The following is a 16,652-nucleotide window of genomic DNA, read 5'->3' on the forward strand; positions in this document are numbered from 1 at the left end:
GGGACTTTTTTTGTACAAAAAAATAGCCCGAAGGCTATTTTTCAATCGACATCCCGTCCACGGGAAGCTTTTAAGATTTCAAACCATTGTTCACGTGACAGTTCGAGACGCGTCGCCCGGACAGCAGATTCGATCCGCTCAATTTTTCCTGAACCGACGATTGGCATGATGCGCGCCGGATGTTTGAGCAACCAGGCATAGGCTACTTCGTCGATTTCTTCCGCTCCGATGTCACGTCCGATCTCCTCGAGTTTTTCACGAAGCGGCGCAAATTGTTCTTCTTTGAACAATCGTCCTCCGGCAAGCGGACTCCATGCCATGAGCGGCATTTCATTTTCGTGGCATAAATCAACCGAACCGTCTTCAAAATGCTTCAGTTCCGCGACAGACAGCTCAAGCTGGTTCGTGACGAGCATAAACGGCAGTCGTGATTGAATCAAACTTTGTTGAGCCGGTGTATGGTTCGACAATCCGAACGTCCGGACTTTCCCGGATTCTTTTAATTCGACGAATGCTTCGGCAATTTCGTTTGGATCCATCAATGGATCGGGACGGTGAATCAGTAACGTATCAATGTAGTCGATACCCAGTTCCTTTAATGAACGGGTCGCCTGCTCAATGATATGCTCTTTTGTCGTGTCGTAAAATGAAAGTTTTTGATCCGAGAAATGATTTCCTTTCATTTTGATACCGGTTTTTGTGACGATTTCCATCCGTTCACGTAATTCAGGTTTCAGCGCCAATGCTTCACCAAATAGTCCTTCATTCGTATAATCACCATAAATATCGGCATGGTCAAATGTCGTAATTCCTAATGCTAAGCATTGTTCAATTAATTCGAGTCGCTCCTGTGCCGTCATGTTCCATTCATTCAGACGCCATAATCCATGAATGATTTTCGAAAATGAAAGTTCTTCTGTTAAATGTATCCGTTCCATGTGTAGTCATCTCCCTATCTTTCAATCATACTTCACCGTTCACTTTACATGAATTTGAGAACGGTTGCACGAGTTACGCCCTTCTCGGACAAATAGACAAAAAAACTGGCAGAGACAGATGATCTCTTTGCCAGTTTTCGTGTTCCCGGTTTATCCGATTATTGAATTTGCTCGACTTCCTGCATCACTTCATCTTCAATCAACTGACGTTTGCGTGTTGTCTCTGCGGCGTCCGGTGATGTCACACTGAAATAGAACTTGATTTTCGGTTCTGTTCCAGATGGACGAAGGCAGAACCACGAACCGTCTTCTAACGTAAATTTCAAGACGTTTGATTTCGGCAGATTGATTGGTGATGGCTGATGTTGGATCAAATCATGCGAGATGCTGGCATCGTAATCTTCAAATAAGACGACCTTTTCACCTGCCACTTGTTTTGGCGGATGCTCCCGGAATGTATCCATGATCCGGCCGATTTGTGCTACACCGTCTTTACCTTTCAGCGTCAATGAACGAAGCGATTCTTCAAAGTAGCCGAACTGCTCATAGATAGCTTGTAATGCCTCATACAGCGTCCGTCCTTCTTTCTTGTGATACGCTGTCATCTCAGCAGCAAGCAAGCAGGCCTGGACAGCATCCTTATCACGGCAGAAGTCCCCGATCAAGTAGCCATAACTTTCTTCATAACCAAACAGATATTCATATTCCCCGGATTCATTGTATTGCTTGATTTTTTCACCGATAAATTTAAATCCTGTTAATGTGTTTTCAACGTGTAAGTCGTAATGTCTTGCAATCAACGCTCCAAGTTCCGATGTGACAATCGTTTTCGCTACAAAACCATTTTTCGGCAATGTACCCTGAGCTGATTTTTGTGACAAGATGTAATCAAGTAGTAACGCACCTGTCTGGTTTCCTGTGAGGACGACCCACTCTCCGTCCGCATCACGTGTCGCAACACCAACACGGTCGGCATCCGGATCCGTCGCAAGTAACACATCCGCATCGACACGATCTCCGTACTCGATCGCCAATTTAAACGCCGCATGCTCTTCCGGGTTCGGGGAAGAAACTGTCGGGAACGCACCATCCGGCTTCGCCTGTTCTTCGACGACCGTCACATGCTCAAAACCATAATTCTTTAATCCGACCGTTACAGGCACAAGACCTGTGCCATGAAGCGGAGTAAAGACAATTTTTAAAGGTGCTGTCAACTCGTCTTGAATCGTTGGTAAAACACGAATCGTTTTTAATTGTTCTTGATACGCGTCATCCAGCTGTTCTCCGACACGAACGATTAATCCATTCGCTCGCAATACTTCTTCCGCTTCAAGTTCGATTGAAAGTTCATCCTCGACTTGATCAACGTAAGAGACAAGATCATCCGCTTCTTTTGGCGGTAATTGGCCACCGTCGTTCCCATAGACTTTATAACCGTTATATTCCGGTGGGTTGTGACTCGCCGTAATGACGATTCCGCCTGCTGCACGGAGTTCACGCACGGCAAATGACAGTTCTGGTGTTGGCCGGAGTCCATCAAACAAGTACGCTTTAATCCCGTTACTGGCAAGCGTCTTCGCTGCTTCTAACGCAAACTCCGGAGAGTAGTGACGGGAGTCATGTGCGATGACGATACCTTGCGCGACTGCTTCCGCTCCTTCTGCCTTAATAAAGTCAGCAAACCCTTGTGAGGCTTTACGGACAGTGTATACATTCATCCGGTTCGTCCCGACACCGATTTCACCACGCATACCACCTGTCCCGAATTCCAACTCTTTGTAAAAGGCTTCTTCGGCTGCTTTGTCATCTGTCGCAAGTGCCGTCAATTCTTCTTTTAATTCAGTTTCTAATCCCGAAAACTGATTCCATTTTTGGTAGGTCTCTTTCCATGACATGTAGTGTCCACTCCTTTAAGTTTGTTTGTACAAGATGTTTGTTACGACTTGCGATAAAACGGTACCTTTCATATGATTACTTTAGAAAGGGTCAAGGTGATGTTCATGTTTCCAACCATTCAAATGACTGACTTACAGCAACTTGTCCATACGGATCAGATTCGCTGGTTTGATTGTCGCTATGATTTGCAGCAGCCCGATTATGGTCGTGACGCTTTTAAGGAAAGCCATGTCGAGGGCGCACAGTATTTAGATTTATCAACTGATTTATCAGGACCACGTTCCGAAACGGGCGGACGCCATCCATTACCTTCAAAAGAGCAATGGATTCGTACCTTGGAGTCACTCGGGGTCCAGCGCGATGATTTCATCGTTCTTTATGATGATGGCTTCCCTTATGCAGCACGTGCCTGGTGGCTTTTTAAATGGGCCGGGCATGAACGTGTCGTCGTCCTTGAAGGTGGACTATCATCTTATCTCGCATTTGATTTTCCAGTGAGTTCAGAATCTGCTGTTTTTGAAAAATCGACTTATCGAGCCGACTTTAAAGATGACATGCTGATTCAATATGAAGAAGTTAAAAATCGTCCGGCAGACACCTATCTCGTCGATTCCCGGTCACCTGATCGATTCCAGGGTCAAAACGAAACGATTGATTCCATTGCCGGTCACATTCCGGGTGCTGTGAATTGTTTCTTCGAAAAGGCGATTTCGCCAGACCGCCGCTTGAAAGATGCGGAAGATTTGAAGGAATTGTACGCTGAGCTGCTCGAAGCGGAGTCTCCGATTCTTTATTGCGGCAGTGGCGTGACTGCTTGCGTCAATGTCCTAGCCTTGCACGCTTTAGGGAAAACCGATGTCCGGCTCTATGCAGGTTCTTACAGCGACTGGATCAGCCAAACGGATGAGGTCGCACGATAACGTACACGAAAGTCCGATTCTCATCGGACTTTTTTTTAGATTTGAACCGGTTTGATGTTCCATATGGCATTGGCATATTCTTTAATGGTCCGGTCGCTCGAGAAGACACCCGATTTCCCGATATTCATGATGACCATCTTATACCATTTTTCAGGGTCCTGATACGCACGTCCGATTCTTTCCTGCGCTTGTTGGTACGATAAGAAATCTTTTAGAATCAAGTATTCATCATTGTACGTCAGCAGAGAATCATAAATTGCCTGGAACTCACCTGTCGGGAAAAGCGATCCGTCCACGAGTCCATCAATCACGCGACGAAGTTCAGGTTGTGCACTGTATTGATCGTAAGCGCTGTATCCACCATATTTTTTGTAGTTCATGACTTCTTGTGGGGTCAGTCCAAAAATGAAGATGTTTGAATCCTCCACCTCATCACGAATCTCAATGTTCGCACCATCCAGTGTTCCGACCGTCAAGGCCCCGTTCATCATGAATTTCATGTTGCCGGTTCCTGAAGCCTCATAACTTGCTGTCGAAATCTGTTCACTGACATCACTTGCCGGGAAAATCTTTTCTGCAAGCGAGACACGGTAATTCTCAAGGAACACCACTTTCATATAAGGACTGACGTCCGGATCCGAGTTAATCAGTTTAGCTAAAGAATTGATGTAACGGATGACTTCTTTGGCATAATGATAGCCAGGAGCCGCTTTTGCACCGAAAATAAAGGTCCTTGGTGTCATCTGGAACGATTGATCTTCTTTTATACGGTAGTACAACGAATGAATATGAAGCGCGTTAAGTAATTGTCGTTTATACGCATGAAGCCGTTTGACTTGCACATCAAAAATCGAATGCGGATCTACAACGATTCCCGTCTCATTCTCAATCAACTCTGCCAATTCCTTTTTACTCGCTAGCTTAATTGCCTGGATATCCTGTTGAAGCGTGGTATCCTCTGCGAATTTCGTCAGCTTTTGTAAATCAGACGGATGATTGATCCAACTGTCCCCGATTGCTTCCGTTACACGATTCGCAAGTGCCGGATTCGATAATAGGAACCAGCGCCGATGTGTGATTCCGTTCGTTTTATTATTGAAGCGTAGTGGGAACATCTCATAAAATAACCGCATTTCGCGTTGCTTGAGAATTTCCGTATGGATTTGAGCCACACCGTTCGTCGAGTGGGTACCGACGACCGCTAAGTTTGCCATATTGATCATCCCGTCCGCAATAATGGCAATTTCACGCATGTTCGCTTCCAGGTGCGGATAATTATCAAGGACATCTTTACAGAATCGACGGTTGATTTCTTCAACGATGAGATAAATTCGCGGTAATAGATCACGGAACAGATCAACCGGCCAGCGTTCCAAAGCTTCTGAAAGCAATGTATGGTTCGTAAAGGACATGACACTTTTCGTAATCCGCCATGATTCTTCCCATGAATATTCCTCTTCGTCAATCAATATCCGCATCAATTCAGGAATCGCAACAACTGGATGCGTATCATTGATATGGATCGCGATTTGATTTCCTAAATGCTTCAGCGACGTATTTCGTTTTTTATGTGACAACAAGATACTTCGGAGTCCTGCCGAGACGAAGAAGTACTGCTGCTTCAGACGTAAGACTTTTCCTTCATATGTCGTATCATCCGGATATAAGAATTCAGAAATCGTCTGAATTGCTTGTTTGTGGCTTAGTAAGTCTTTATAGTTGCCGCGATGTTGGCTCAACAGTTCATCGTCGTCATACGGTGATTCAGCACTCCACAGACGTAAGTTATTGACGATACCGTTCTGATAACCGACAATCGGCATGTCATAAGGAACAGCACGAACGATTTCTGCCGGTTCGTGATGGACACGATACTTACCGCCTTCGACTTCCTCGAGCCAAACGTTTCCTCCGAATGGAATATCGACCGCTTTGTCTGAACGACGAATTTCCCACATGTTGCCGTTCTTCAGCCAGTTATCCGGAAGTTCGACTTGGTAGCCATCGATGATTTTTTGTTTAAACAGTCCATATTGATAACGGATACCGTTTCCATGCCCCGGTAAGCCGAGTGCTGCGAGTGAATCGAGGAAACAGGCCGCTAAACGACCGAGTCCTCCATTCCCAAGACCCGGTTCCGGTTCTTCTTCCGTCAAATCAGCCAAATCATAGCCGAGTTCTGAAAGACCGCTTCGCACCTCTTCTAATACGTCGAGACTCAACAGGTTATTGTAGAGGAAGCGACCAAGCAAAAATTCAAGTGAAAAATAATAGACTTGTTTACTTTTTTTATGGATGTAAGTTTCTTTCGTTCGCATCCAATCCGTTGTGACATATTCCCGCACCATATAGGCTAACGTTTGGTACACATCATTTTCCGTTGCATCATCGAGCGCTTTACCATGCATGGAAATAAACCGTTCATTAAACCTCTTCTTGAACTTCTCTTTGTCTTGGAACATCTAAAAACCCCATTTCCCGTAATCCCATTTAGTCAACAGACGGTGCGATTAAACGATAGAGCGCCAAATATTCATCAGCAGATCGAATCCAGCTAAAGTCTTCTTGCATCGCTGTCTCGATCAGATGTTTGAATACAGGTTTATCATGATACGTCTCGATCGTCCGTTTGATTGCATCAAGGAACTCTTGCGCATTATAATTCGAGAACGAGAAGCCATTTCCCTCTAAAGTGAACTGATTAAATGGTTGGACAGTATCGCGCAAGCCGCCGGTTTCTCGAACGACAGGCAACGAACCGTACTTCATCGAAATCAATTGACTGAGACCACATGGTTCGAAACGTGACGGCATCAAGAACGCATCACTGCCGGCATAAATACGTTGGGCGAGTCCGACATCAAAACCGATGTATGAAGCTACCTTGTCGGGGCGAATCGTTGACGCATGTTGGAACAATCCTTCATACTCCGCTTCCCCTGAACCAAGAATGATGAACTGCGCATCGAGTTCAAACAGGTCAGGCAGGATATGGGCGAGCAAATCGATTCCTTTTTGATCGACAAGACGCGAGACGAAGCCAAATAACGGAACATCCGGATCGACCGGTAGTCCAAGTTCCTGTTGTAAGGCGGCCTTGTTGGCTGCTTTGCCTGCTTCAGCAGTCTGAACATCGTAGTTTTCCACTAAATATTCGTCTGTGTCCGGACTGAACTGTCTGTAATCGATTCCGTTCAAAATTCCGCGGACGTCGACGGCACGGTGTTGCAAGACTGGTTCTAGTGTCTCCCCATAGTATGGATCCATGATTTCATCCCGGTAAGACGGGCTGACAGTCGTAATTTGATTGGCATGGACAAGACCAGCCTTCATATAGTTGACGAGTCCGTTATGGGCAATTCCGTCTGCTGTGAAGTGTTCGTGACTGAGACCAAGCAGATCACCTAGTACTTCTTCCGGGAATACACCTTGATATTGCAGGTTATGGATTGTAAAGACCGTTTTGATTTCCTGATAACGGTTGAGATGCTGATAATGAATCCGTAAGAAAGCCGGTAAGACGCCGGTTTGCCAATCATGACAATGGATAACATCCGGTACTTCCTCTGCATCAACACGCTGAATCATTTCAAGGACCGCTCTTGAGAAGTACGCAAAACGCTCCGCATCGTCATAATGACCATAAATTACGCCATCGCGCTTGAAGTAGTATTCATTGTCGATGAAATAAAACGTCACACCGTCTTGTTTTAGACGCAAGACTGCTCCAAATTGCTGACGCCATCCGACCGGGACGATGAAATCAAATAAAAATTCCATCTCCTGTTTGTATTGTTCTTTAATTTGACCGTAGTTCGGTAAAATAACCGAAACTTCCGCACCCTCTTCAGCAAGCGCTAAAGGGAGCGAGCCGACGACGTCAGCTAGCCCCCCTGTCTTGATGAATGGTGTCGCTTCTGTGGCAGCAAACCATACCTTCATAATGACATCCCCTTTTAAACGATTGTTTGTTTCTTGATGACAATCGGTTCTTCAGCCGTTCCACGGATGACTTGTCCGCGTTTCACTGTTACCTCTTTGTCAAGGATCGCGTATTCAACGACGGCGCCTTCTTCGATGACTGATTTTTGCATGATGATCGAGTTTTTAATACGCGCATGTTTTCCGACTTTGACACCACGGAAGAGGATGCTGTCCGTTGCCGTCCCCTCTAACTTACATCCGTTCGCGACAAGTGAATTCTTGATTGTCGATCCTGGTAAGTAGCGAGTCGGTGGTTCATGCTTGATTTTCGTGTAGACATGCTGGAAGTCATTGATTGCTCCCCATTGTTCGAGTAACAACATGCTTTCACGGTAGTACGAACGAAGGGAATGAATCACTTGTGATGTACCTGTGTACTCATAACCATGGACATGAAGTCGGTTTAATTGAGAACGAATGATGCTTTGCAACAAATCATATTCCCCGCGGCCAATTGCTTCGTCAACGAGACGGACGAACAAGTTTTTTGACAGGACAACTGTTTCCATGTAGAACGTCTCATCCGATGGTTCATATCCACGTGAACCAATTGCCGTCACACGGTTTTGTTCACTGAAACGAATCGGACGGCAGTAGTTACAAGGCAAGTCGCGCTTTGTATAAACGACTGTAATATCAGCATTGGACGCTTTATGTTCACGTAACACATCGCGATAATCAACAGCGGATAAAATGTTCGATCCTGAAATCACGACATAGTTCTCTTTACTGCGTAAAAAGAAGTCGCGGTGTAAATGGAAGTTTGATAGATCCCCACGGAATTCATGGGCATCTTGTGATAAAGCCGGCGGGAAGATGTATAACCCGCCGTTTGACCGGTCCAAGTCCCACTCTTTGCCGGATCCAAGATGATCCATCATGGCGCGGTATTTTTCAAGTGTAAAGACACCGATATTCGCAATCTCATTTTGAACCATGTTCGTCAACGTGAAATCGATGAGTCGGTAACGACCTGCGAATGGTACGGCAGCCAAGTTGCGGTGTTCCGTCAATTCTTTAAAGAATCCTTCTTCACCGCTCAGATTGATGACTCCTAATAAATCTGTTTTCATCGGTACTTCCCCCTTATTGGATCGCTTCTTTGATGACTTCGTTTTTTGGAATGATACTGTTCGCTTCGATAACGAAGACTTCGCCGTTCGGTGTTCCGATTGTTGCCCCGTCTTCTACGACGACACCGTCTGCGAGAATCGCCCGGTGAATCGTAACGTCTTTACCGATCTTGACGTTCGGGAAGATGACCGAATCCTTCACAAGTGAACCTTCTGCGACGTCAACGCCGTAAAAGAGAACCGAATGATTGATTTCGCCTTCGATGTGGCATCCTTCGTTGATGATTGAAGTATCAATCGAAGCATTGTTCCCGATATATTGTGGTTGTTGGTTTGGATTGACAGAATGTACTTTCCAAGACGGTTCGTACAAGTCGAACTCCGGATCCGCTGCAAGTAAGTCCATATTGGCTTCCCAAAGCGATTGGATTGTTCCGACGTCTTTCCAATATCCCTTGAATTTATAGGCACGAATATTTAAGTTTTCGTATAACATGTTCGGAATGATGTTTTTCCCGAAGTCAAAGCTTGATTCTGCGTCCCCTGCATCCTGAATCAAATGACGTTTCAAGACATCCCAGTTAAAGACGTAAATCCCCATCGAAGCCAGGTTCGATTTCGGATTTTCCGGTTTTTCTTCAAATTCATTGATTCGAAGATCTTCGTCCGTATTCAGGATACCAAAGCGCGGTGCTTCCTCCCAAGGAACTTCACGAACAGAAATTGTGACATCTGCTCCCCCTTGACGATGTTCCTCGATCATTTTTTCGTAATCCATCTTGTAGATGTGATCCCCTGACAATACAAGCACATAATCTGGATCGTATTGGTTGATGTAACTCATATTACGGTAGATGGCATTCGCCGTTCCTTCATACCAGTTTTTCCCGTTTTGGGCTTGGTATGGTGGCAGGATCGTTAATCCACCGTTACGGCGGTCAAGGTCCCAGGCACTTCCGATTCCAAGATAGCGGTTCAGTTCAAGTGGTTCATATTGCGTCAAGACTCCTACTGTGTCGATTCCTGAGTTCGTACAGTTGGATAACGGGAAATCGATAATCCGATATTTCCCTCCAAACGCGACCGCTGGTTTTGCAGTGTGTTTCGTAAGTGCTCCTAGACGTTTTCCTTCTCCGCCAGCAAGCAACATCGCGACGACATTCTTTTTAGCCATTTCGTCCCCTCCAGTTTGTGCTCTTTTTTTACATCAATCGTGTGTTCTAATTTATACAGATACTCTTATATACCCACCTTTTCTCTTTTTAATATAACATTCCTGCAAAATAGGTTTATTAAAATACAAATTTCTTAAATTTTTCTACTGTTTTCTCCATAAAACACCGATAATAGGAATGAAATGCCGTTTGAAAGGAGTTTTCATGAGAATCACGACCGGATATGCTTTAGTGTCGGCTTTAGCTTTTAGTTTAGTACTAACACTTTTTTCAGTTCGTAATCAGTTGGATCTTGCCCAGGATTTGTTCAGTTGGGCAGATCAAAAGACGACTGATCGTCCCCTTGCTTCCTATCAACCGATTACTGTCACGTATCAAAAAGAGCGCCTTGAACTCTATGACGGGTTACGTCGAGATGATTTGATGGCAAGTGCTTTACCATCAAAGGTTGAGCAAGCTTTCATCGCGATTGAAGACCGACGATTTTATCAACACGATGGCTATGATATCACCGGGATTTTGCGAGCGTTTACAGAAAATCAGTCCGGTGACAGTAAAGGTCAAGGCGGAAGTACCATCACCCAGCAACTGGCACGGATGACGTATCTTTCCACAGAGAAAACCTATACTAGAAAAATAAAAGAAATTTTAATTGCAATGGAATTGGAACAAAAATATTCTAAAAAAGAGCTTTTAACAGCGTATGTCAATCAAGCCTACTTTGCCAATAATATTTATGGCATTGAGCTCGCAGCGAAATCTTATCTTGGAAAACATGCAAAAGATTTAAGTTGGGCGGAAGTCAGTTATTTGGCTGCGATTCCAAACAATCCGTCCCTTTACAATCCATTACGGTTTCCGAACAATACGAGCAAACGTCAACAACGTATTTTAAAGGCCTTGCAACAGACAGAGGACATCCCAAACAAAGTCTGGAAGCAGTCCGTTAACGTTTCGTTTCATAAGCCGACCATCCGGTATCCCGATTACATCGATGCCAGCGTGTCGGAAGCAATCCGCCAAACAGCTGCTTCAAAAAATTTGAGCGTGTCACAGGCTGAACAGTATTTACATCAGCACGGTGCTGTCATTCAGACGTATCTTGATCCCGCAGAACAGACTCGGGCCAAACAAGCAATTCAACAACTCCCCCAACCGCTTGAAGGCGCTTACGTCGGAATCGACGGGGAAACACGCGGTGTGACGGCACTTGTCGGCAATAAATCCAATGTGCCGGGTCAGCTCAATCGGGCGGTTCAGTCCTACCGCCAACCCGGATCAACGTTGAAACCATTACTTGTTTATGGTCCCTATCTTGAAAAGACGAAAAAAACATTAACGAGCCGATTGGACGGAAGCCCGGTTTGTTTTGACGGGTATTGTCCGCAAAACAGCAGCAACCGGATTCTCGGAAGCGTAACGATTGCCGATGCGATTGCTTACTCCTATAATACACCGGCCTTACGCGCTTTTGCTGTATCGTTCAATGAAGGGTTGAAAACCATCCGACCGTTCCGGTTCAGTCAATGGACCGAAGAAGATAATTCATACAACAGTGCGCTGGGCGGATTGAAATACGGTGTCAGTCCACTCGAATTGACGAATGCCTACACGACGTTCGTCAATGACGGACTCTATAGTCCATCCTCGATGATCCGCACCATCACGACGGATCAAGGCACACTTTACCGGCATTCGATGACAACGGACCGGATCTGGTCAAGTCGAACAAACCAGTTACTGCGCAAAGGGCTCCACAACGTCATGACGTATGGTACAGGACGATTGGGTTATGATCCAACCCCTGCCTATATCGGAGGCAAAACCGGTACGACAAACGAAAATAAAGACATGTGGTTTGTCGGGATAAAAAACCAACACGTCGGGGGAATCTGGCTTGGGGCGGATATTCCCCGTGCCTTCCCGAACGAAGCGAACGGTACATTACAGGTCAGGACGTGGGCTTCGATCGTCCGATGACTTATTTCGGGAACAAGACGGCTTGTCCAAGCGAATTGAACAAACTTAGTCCGACCCAGGTCAGTCCGGCCAGTAACAGGCCCCACGCCAGAAAAAGAAATACGACTAATCCGATGGCTCCTGCAGATGAGGTCATTTTACTGATTTGAAAAACGTAAAAGAAAAAATAGATTAAAAAAGAACTGGCCAGTACGAGACAAACCAACGGAAACGATGTCATGAATGCAAAACTGATGCATCCTCCGATCAACAGGAGGATACTGCCGGGACGTAACATGCTCAAAGTCGTTCCCACCTGTTCTTTGATGAAAAACGCAAACCCAAGCTGATTAATCGTATCTGAAATCAGTTTCAGCGAACTGAAAATCATGAAATAAATGATTAAAAAGCCGAGCCATACGAGTAACTTCGTGTTACGTGCACTAAGTATTTGTAGTAGCTCGTCGTATACCCCGACGTCATTCAACCATGTCAGTGCAAGCTCTGATGTAGCAATCGCAAGAGACGTACTGAACAGCAGGATGCTGATCAGCGGGGCATAACTTAATAAGTAGACGTTCGTCCGCATTTCGAATCTCCATTCATAGAAATTTCATATGTAGCACACAATTACACTAACAAGTATACTATAATAGATTATATCGGTTATTGAGACTAAAGGGGGAAGCAAAAATGGCATTTATTTTAATGGTAGGCGTTAGTCTCGCTTTCTTGACAGCGATTTTCACTGCAGGCTACAACAAAAAACCTGAAGGTAACGAATAAAACAAATCCCCCTGCCCGTGTATTCGGGTCAGGGGGATTTGTTGTTTTACAGAAGATTCGCATATCCTTGTTGCCGCAGTGCTTCATAAACGATGATTGCAGCTGTGTTCGAGACATTGAGCGAACGAACAAGATTCGATTGCGGAAGGCGGATACAACGATCCAGATTCTCATCGATGACGTTTAACGGCAATCCTTTCGTTTCGCGTCCGAAAACGAAAAAGTAGTCTTCTTCAACGTTTGACAAATCCACTTGGCTTGGATATTTTTCGCCATACTTCGTGATATAGTAGAACGTCCCATCCGGATGTTTATCCCATAACTCTTCCAACGAATCGTGATATCTTACATCAACGAACTCCCAGTAATCAAGACCTGCCCGTTTCAACTGTTTATCATCCGTTGAAAATCCAAGTGGCCGAATTAAATGTAAGACTGAATGCGTCGCTGCGCATGTCCGTGAAATGTTACCTGTATTTTGTGGAATTTCTGGTTGATACATGACGACGTGAATAGCCATATTAATTCTTCTCTCCTAACTCATGCGCAAGCAGCGCTTCTTTATGGGCAATGCCGCTGGCAAAACCCGTCATTTTACCGGTTGTCCCAATAATCCGGTGACATGGATAAATCAAAGCGATGGGATTCCGATTCAAGGCGCCACCGACTGCACGTGCCGCCTTGTCGGAACCAATCATTCGTGCAAGTTGTCCATAACTCGCTGTCTGTCCGAACGGTATCAATTTTAACGCTTCCAAGACACGTTGCTGGAAAGCAGTAACCTCCAGCCGGCAAGGAATGGTATTCAATGCTTCCGGCTGTCCTTGTTCATATGCGTTAAGCGCGTCGGCTAGAAAACCGGGCAACGGTGCCTCATAATAAGCAGCTTCATCAAGATGTTGCTTCAGACGATTCATGTCATGTCCAAAATCGAGATAGACGACTTCCTCTTCTTCCCACCCGATGACCAGCTCGCCAAACGTATATGTCAGTTTTTTATACGGCATGCCCGCTTCCCCATTCCTCAAGCAAACGATTCCCTTCCACTTGAACATCTTCCGCGAAATCAGTCAACAGCCGCCCTTGGATATAGACTTCCGCTTCTTGACCGGCAATCCGACCGATTGCCCAGATGGCAAGGGCTCGCATATCTTCTCGCTGATCGGTTTCAGCCATTACTCGTAAAGCCTCGAGTGCCGTCCGGTCTTGATAATGAACGAGCGCACAGACGGCATTACGTTGAATTGGTTTTTTTCCGCGCCATGCACCCGATAATGAACCAAACCGTGTTTTAAATTCACGATTACTAAGGGAGAGCAACGGAATCAGTAACGGTTTGACCTGTTCCGGATCAGGTTGCAGTTCGCTGTGTTGTGTCGCATGTTTTTTCCGGTTATACGGACAAACCTGCTGACAGGTATCGCAACCGTATAACCGATTTCCTAAAGCATATCGGAAGTGTTCAGGAATCAGTGTCTTCGTTTGTGTGATGAAGGAGATACACCGTTTTGCATCGATGACACCAGGTTCAATCAGTGCATCCGTCGGACAAGCATCGAGACATTTATTGCACGAACCACACAGTTCTTCTACAGGTTCGTCCGGCGGAAGATAACAATCCGTGATCAGTTCACCGAGATATAGATAAGAACCGTGCTCTTCACTGATGATGGAACAGTTTTTTCCGCTGAATCCAATACCGGCTCGTTCGGCGACCGCACGATCGACCAGTTCTCCCGTATCGACCATCGAACGCGATCGGGCTCCCGGGTTCAGCTCTTGAATTTTTTCTTCCAGCAATGTCAATCGCTGCTTCAGAGCCTGATGGTAGTCCAGTCCCCAAGAAGAACGTCCAAAAATCCCGCGCCGTTCTCCTTCTTTTCCACGCGGAGCATCTTTGAGCTTACTTGGATAAGCGACGGCGATTGCGATAATGGAGACGGCATCATCCAGCAACAGCGTTGGTGTCGTCCGCCGTTCAAGATCAGGCTCTTCAAATCCAGAAGCATACCCTTTTTCTTGTTGTTGAATGAGACGCTGTTTCATCACTAAAAAAGGATCAGCTGTCGTAATACGGAATTCATCGATACCAATCTCTTTGGCATACATCTGCAATTCTTTTTTCAACAATTCCCCCTGCATCGTATCTCTCCTTTCGCCTTGTTTATCTCCATGCTAAACAAAAAGAGCAAAGTGTCAATTAAAAACGACACGTTGCTCTTTTCAGGTAAGCGGGTGAAGGGAATCGAACCCTCATCATCAGCTTGGAAGGCTGAGGTTTTACCACTAAACTACACCCGCATAATCAGGTGAATCTTGAGATTGTAACAAAGGTAAAAAGCGGGTGAAGGGAATCGAACCCTCATCATCAGCTTGGAAGGCTGAGGTTTTACCACTAAACTACACCCGCAAGATACCGGTGGTCGGAATCGAACCGACACTCCAAAGGAACACGATTTTGAGTCGTGCGCGTCTACCAGTTCCGCCACACCGGCACAATCTCTTGCATAAACATTAAATTAGGAATTGGAGGCGCCAGTCAGAATCGAACTGACGATAGAGGAGTTGCAGTCCTCTGCCTTACCACTTGGCTATGGCGCCACTCATTGGAGCGGAAGACGGGATTCGAACCCGCGACCCCGACCTTGGCAAGGTCGTATTCTACCACTGAACTACTTCCGCACAAAAGCTGGGCTGGAAGGGATCGAACCTTCGCATGCTGGAATCAAAATCCAGTGCCTTACCACTTGGCCACAGCCCAATAATAAAAGGGCGACTGATGGGAATTGAACCCACGAATGCCGGAATCACAATCCGGTGCGTTAACCACTTCGCCACAACCGCCATAATAATAGAACAGGGGCAGCAGGAATCGAACCCGCGCTGACGGTTTTGGAGACCGTAGTTCTACCGCTAAACTATGCCCCTAAAAGTGGTGGGGGGGGGCGGATTCGAACCGCCGAACCCGAGGGAGCGGATTTACAGTCCGCCGCGTTTAGCCACTTCGCTACCCCCCCACAATGGGAAAATCATCTGAAAATCATATGGTGGCTTTGGACGGAATCGAACCGCCGACACGAGGATTTTCAGTCCTCTGCTCTACCGACTGAGCTACAAAGCCTTAACAATGGCGGTCCTGACGGGATTCGAACCCGCGATCTCCTGCGTGACAGGCAGGCATGTTAACCGCTACACCACAGGACCGTATGTAATTGCGGGGGCCGGATTTGAACCGACGACCTTTGGGTTATGAGCCCAACGAGCTACCAGACTGCTCCACCCCGCGCTAATAAAAATGGTGACCCGTACGGGAATCGAACCCGTGATACCGCCGTGAAAGGGCGGTGTCTTAACCGCTTGACCAACGGGCCATCTTGAAATTGAAAATGTTATGGCGGAGAGCAAGGGATTCGAACCCTTGAGACGCTTGTGACGCCTACACGATTTCCAATCGTGCTCCTTCGGCCACTCGGACAGCTCTCCATTGCATGTGGTGAAGAAGTAATATAATGGCTCCGCAAGTAGGATTTGAACCTACGACCTACCGGTTAACAGCCGGTTGCTCTACCACTGAGCTATTGCGGAACGATCGCCTGGCAGCGTCCTATCCTCACAGGGGGAAGCCCCCAACTACTTTCGGCGTTCAAGTGCTTAACTTCCGTGTTCGGCATGGGAACGGGTGTGACCACTTGGCTATCGCCACCAGACATCTATTATCTTAACATTATGTTTCCATAACGTCAAGCACTTTTTTGAAAGGCTCGCGCCCTCAAAACTGAAGTCATCAACAAGATCATCTGCTAGAACAAGGCCTCGACCGATTAGTATCACTCAGCTCCGCATGTCGCCATGCTTCCACCCGTGACCTATCTACCTCATCGTCTCTGAGGGGTCTTTCTTGATTACTCAAAGGGAAATCTC

General features: G+C 46.1%; 12 protein-coding genes, 15 tRNA genes and 2 rRNA genes. 2 read left to right on the forward strand and 27 right to left on the reverse strand.

Annotated elements, in window-relative coordinates; genetic code table 11:
- Positions 1–41: 41 nt before the first annotated feature.
- A complete protein-coding gene (locus tag MUN34_RS10855; RefSeq protein WP_247857776.1) occupies positions 42–938 on the reverse strand; it encodes an aldo/keto reductase in 897 nt (298 codons plus the stop codon).
- 158 nt (positions 939–1,096) lie between these two features.
- Positions 1,097–2,833: a phospho-sugar mutase gene (locus MUN34_RS10860; RefSeq protein WP_247857777.1), complete on the reverse strand. Its 1,737-nt coding sequence runs from the start codon at positions 2,831–2,833 to the stop codon at positions 1,097–1,099.
- Between the two features lie 105 nt (positions 2,834–2,938).
- Between MUN34_RS10860 and MUN34_RS10865 the strand changes: the two genes are divergently transcribed.
- A complete protein-coding gene (locus MUN34_RS10865) occupies positions 2,939–3,754 on the forward strand; it encodes a sulfurtransferase (protein WP_026829108.1) in 816 nt (271 codons plus the stop codon).
- 35 nt (positions 3,755–3,789) lie between these two features.
- On the opposite strand, the gene MUN34_RS10870 is transcribed toward MUN34_RS10865, so the two are convergent.
- Genes MUN34_RS10870 through MUN34_RS10885 form a run of 4 tightly spaced genes read right to left on the reverse strand, consistent with a single transcriptional unit; the run spans position 3,790 to position 9,985 of the window.
- Entirely contained in the window at positions 3,790–6,216 is a 2,427-nt protein-coding gene (locus tag MUN34_RS10870) for a glycogen/starch/alpha-glucan phosphorylase (RefSeq protein ID WP_247857778.1), read from the reverse strand.
- A 28-nt stretch (positions 6,217–6,244) separates the two neighbouring features.
- Positions 6,245–7,696: a glycogen synthase GlgA gene (gene glgA / locus MUN34_RS10875; protein ID WP_026829110.1), complete on the reverse strand. Its 1,452-nt coding sequence runs from the start codon at positions 7,694–7,696 to the stop codon at positions 6,245–6,247.
- Positions 7,697–7,710: 14 nt separating this feature from the next.
- Positions 7,711–8,811 carry a glucose-1-phosphate adenylyltransferase subunit GlgD gene (gene glgD, locus MUN34_RS10880; protein WP_026829111.1) on the reverse strand — a complete coding sequence of 367 codons (1,101 nt, stop codon included), beginning with the start codon at positions 8,809–8,811 and terminating at the stop codon, positions 7,711–7,713.
- 13 nt (positions 8,812–8,824) lie between these two features.
- Entirely contained in the window at positions 8,825–9,985 is a 1,161-nt protein-coding gene (locus MUN34_RS10885) for a glucose-1-phosphate adenylyltransferase (RefSeq protein ID WP_247857779.1), read from the reverse strand.
- Between the two features lie 205 nt (positions 9,986–10,190).
- On the opposite strand from MUN34_RS10885, the gene MUN34_RS10890 reads away from it, so the two are divergent.
- Positions 10,191–11,966: a transglycosylase domain-containing protein gene (locus MUN34_RS10890; RefSeq protein WP_247857780.1), complete on the forward strand. Its 1,776-nt coding sequence runs from the start codon at positions 10,191–10,193 to the stop codon at positions 11,964–11,966.
- A 1-nt stretch (position 11,967) separates the two neighbouring features.
- Here the strand turns inward: MUN34_RS10890 and MUN34_RS10895 are convergent, their stop codons facing one another.
- From MUN34_RS10895 to MUN34_RS10995, 21 genes are all read right to left on the reverse strand, one after another.
- Entirely contained in the window at positions 11,968–12,534 is a 567-nt protein-coding gene (locus MUN34_RS10895; protein WP_026829114.1) for a DUF5366 family protein, read from the reverse strand.
- A gap of 243 nt (positions 12,535–12,777) precedes the next feature.
- The gene (gene trmL, locus MUN34_RS10900) at positions 12,778–13,251 is read right to left on the reverse strand and encodes a tRNA (uridine(34)/cytosine(34)/5-carboxymethylaminomethyluridine(34)-2'-O)-methyltransferase TrmL (RefSeq protein WP_026829115.1); all 474 of its coding nucleotides are present in this window, start codon (positions 13,249–13,251) and stop codon (positions 12,778–12,780) included.
- 1 nt (position 13,252) lies between these two features.
- Positions 13,253–13,738, reverse strand: a complete 486-nt coding sequence (locus MUN34_RS10905; RefSeq protein WP_026829116.1) for a methylated-DNA--[protein]-cysteine S-methyltransferase — start codon at positions 13,736–13,738, stop codon at positions 13,253–13,255.
- The gene (queG, locus tag MUN34_RS10910; RefSeq protein WP_247857781.1) at positions 13,728–14,873 is read right to left on the reverse strand and encodes a tRNA epoxyqueuosine(34) reductase QueG; all 1,146 of its coding nucleotides are present in this window, start codon (positions 14,871–14,873) and stop codon (positions 13,728–13,730) included. The genes MUN34_RS10905 and queG overlap by 11 nt, the downstream gene beginning before the upstream one ends.
- A gap of 88 nt (positions 14,874–14,961) precedes the next feature.
- Positions 14,962–15,032, reverse strand: a tRNA-Gly gene (locus tag MUN34_RS10915).
- A gap of 38 nt (positions 15,033–15,070) precedes the next feature.
- Positions 15,071–15,141: transfer RNA gene (locus MUN34_RS10920), tRNA-Gly, on the reverse strand.
- 4 nt (positions 15,142–15,145) lie between these two features.
- Positions 15,146–15,226, reverse strand: a tRNA-Leu gene (locus tag MUN34_RS10925).
- 32 nt (positions 15,227–15,258) lie between these two features.
- Positions 15,259–15,332, reverse strand: a tRNA-Cys gene (locus MUN34_RS10930).
- 6 nt (positions 15,333–15,338) lie between these two features.
- Positions 15,339–15,413, reverse strand: a tRNA-Gly gene (locus MUN34_RS10935).
- 7 nt (positions 15,414–15,420) lie between these two features.
- Positions 15,421–15,492, reverse strand: a tRNA-Gln gene (locus MUN34_RS10940).
- Positions 15,493–15,502: 10 nt separating this feature from the next.
- A tRNA-His gene (locus tag MUN34_RS10945) sits at positions 15,503–15,575 on the reverse strand.
- A gap of 13 nt (positions 15,576–15,588) precedes the next feature.
- Positions 15,589–15,659, reverse strand: a tRNA-Trp gene (locus MUN34_RS10950).
- 5 nt (positions 15,660–15,664) lie between these two features.
- Positions 15,665–15,748 (reverse strand) — tRNA-Tyr (locus MUN34_RS10955).
- 28 nt (positions 15,749–15,776) lie between these two features.
- Positions 15,777–15,852: transfer RNA gene (locus MUN34_RS10960), tRNA-Phe, on the reverse strand.
- Positions 15,853–15,859: 7 nt separating this feature from the next.
- Positions 15,860–15,935, reverse strand: a tRNA-Asp gene (locus MUN34_RS10965).
- Between the two features lie 8 nt (positions 15,936–15,943).
- Positions 15,944–16,017 (reverse strand) — tRNA-Met (locus MUN34_RS10970).
- Positions 16,018–16,027: 10 nt separating this feature from the next.
- Positions 16,028–16,102: transfer RNA gene (locus MUN34_RS10975), tRNA-Glu, on the reverse strand.
- A 21-nt stretch (positions 16,103–16,123) separates the two neighbouring features.
- A tRNA-Ser gene (locus MUN34_RS10980) sits at positions 16,124–16,214 on the reverse strand.
- 27 nt (positions 16,215–16,241) lie between these two features.
- Positions 16,242–16,316, reverse strand: a tRNA-Asn gene (locus tag MUN34_RS10985).
- 6 nt (positions 16,317–16,322) lie between these two features.
- Positions 16,323–16,438: ribosomal RNA gene (gene rrf, locus MUN34_RS10990) — 5S ribosomal RNA — on the reverse strand.
- A gap of 94 nt (positions 16,439–16,532) precedes the next feature.
- Positions 16,533–16,652: ribosomal RNA gene (locus MUN34_RS10995) — 23S ribosomal RNA — on the reverse strand; the annotation flags it as partial.

This window comes from Exiguobacterium sp. 17-1 (assembly GCF_023096305.1).
Taxonomy (GTDB): Bacteria; Bacillota; Bacilli; order Exiguobacteriales; family Exiguobacteriaceae; genus Exiguobacterium_A; species Exiguobacterium_A sibiricum_A.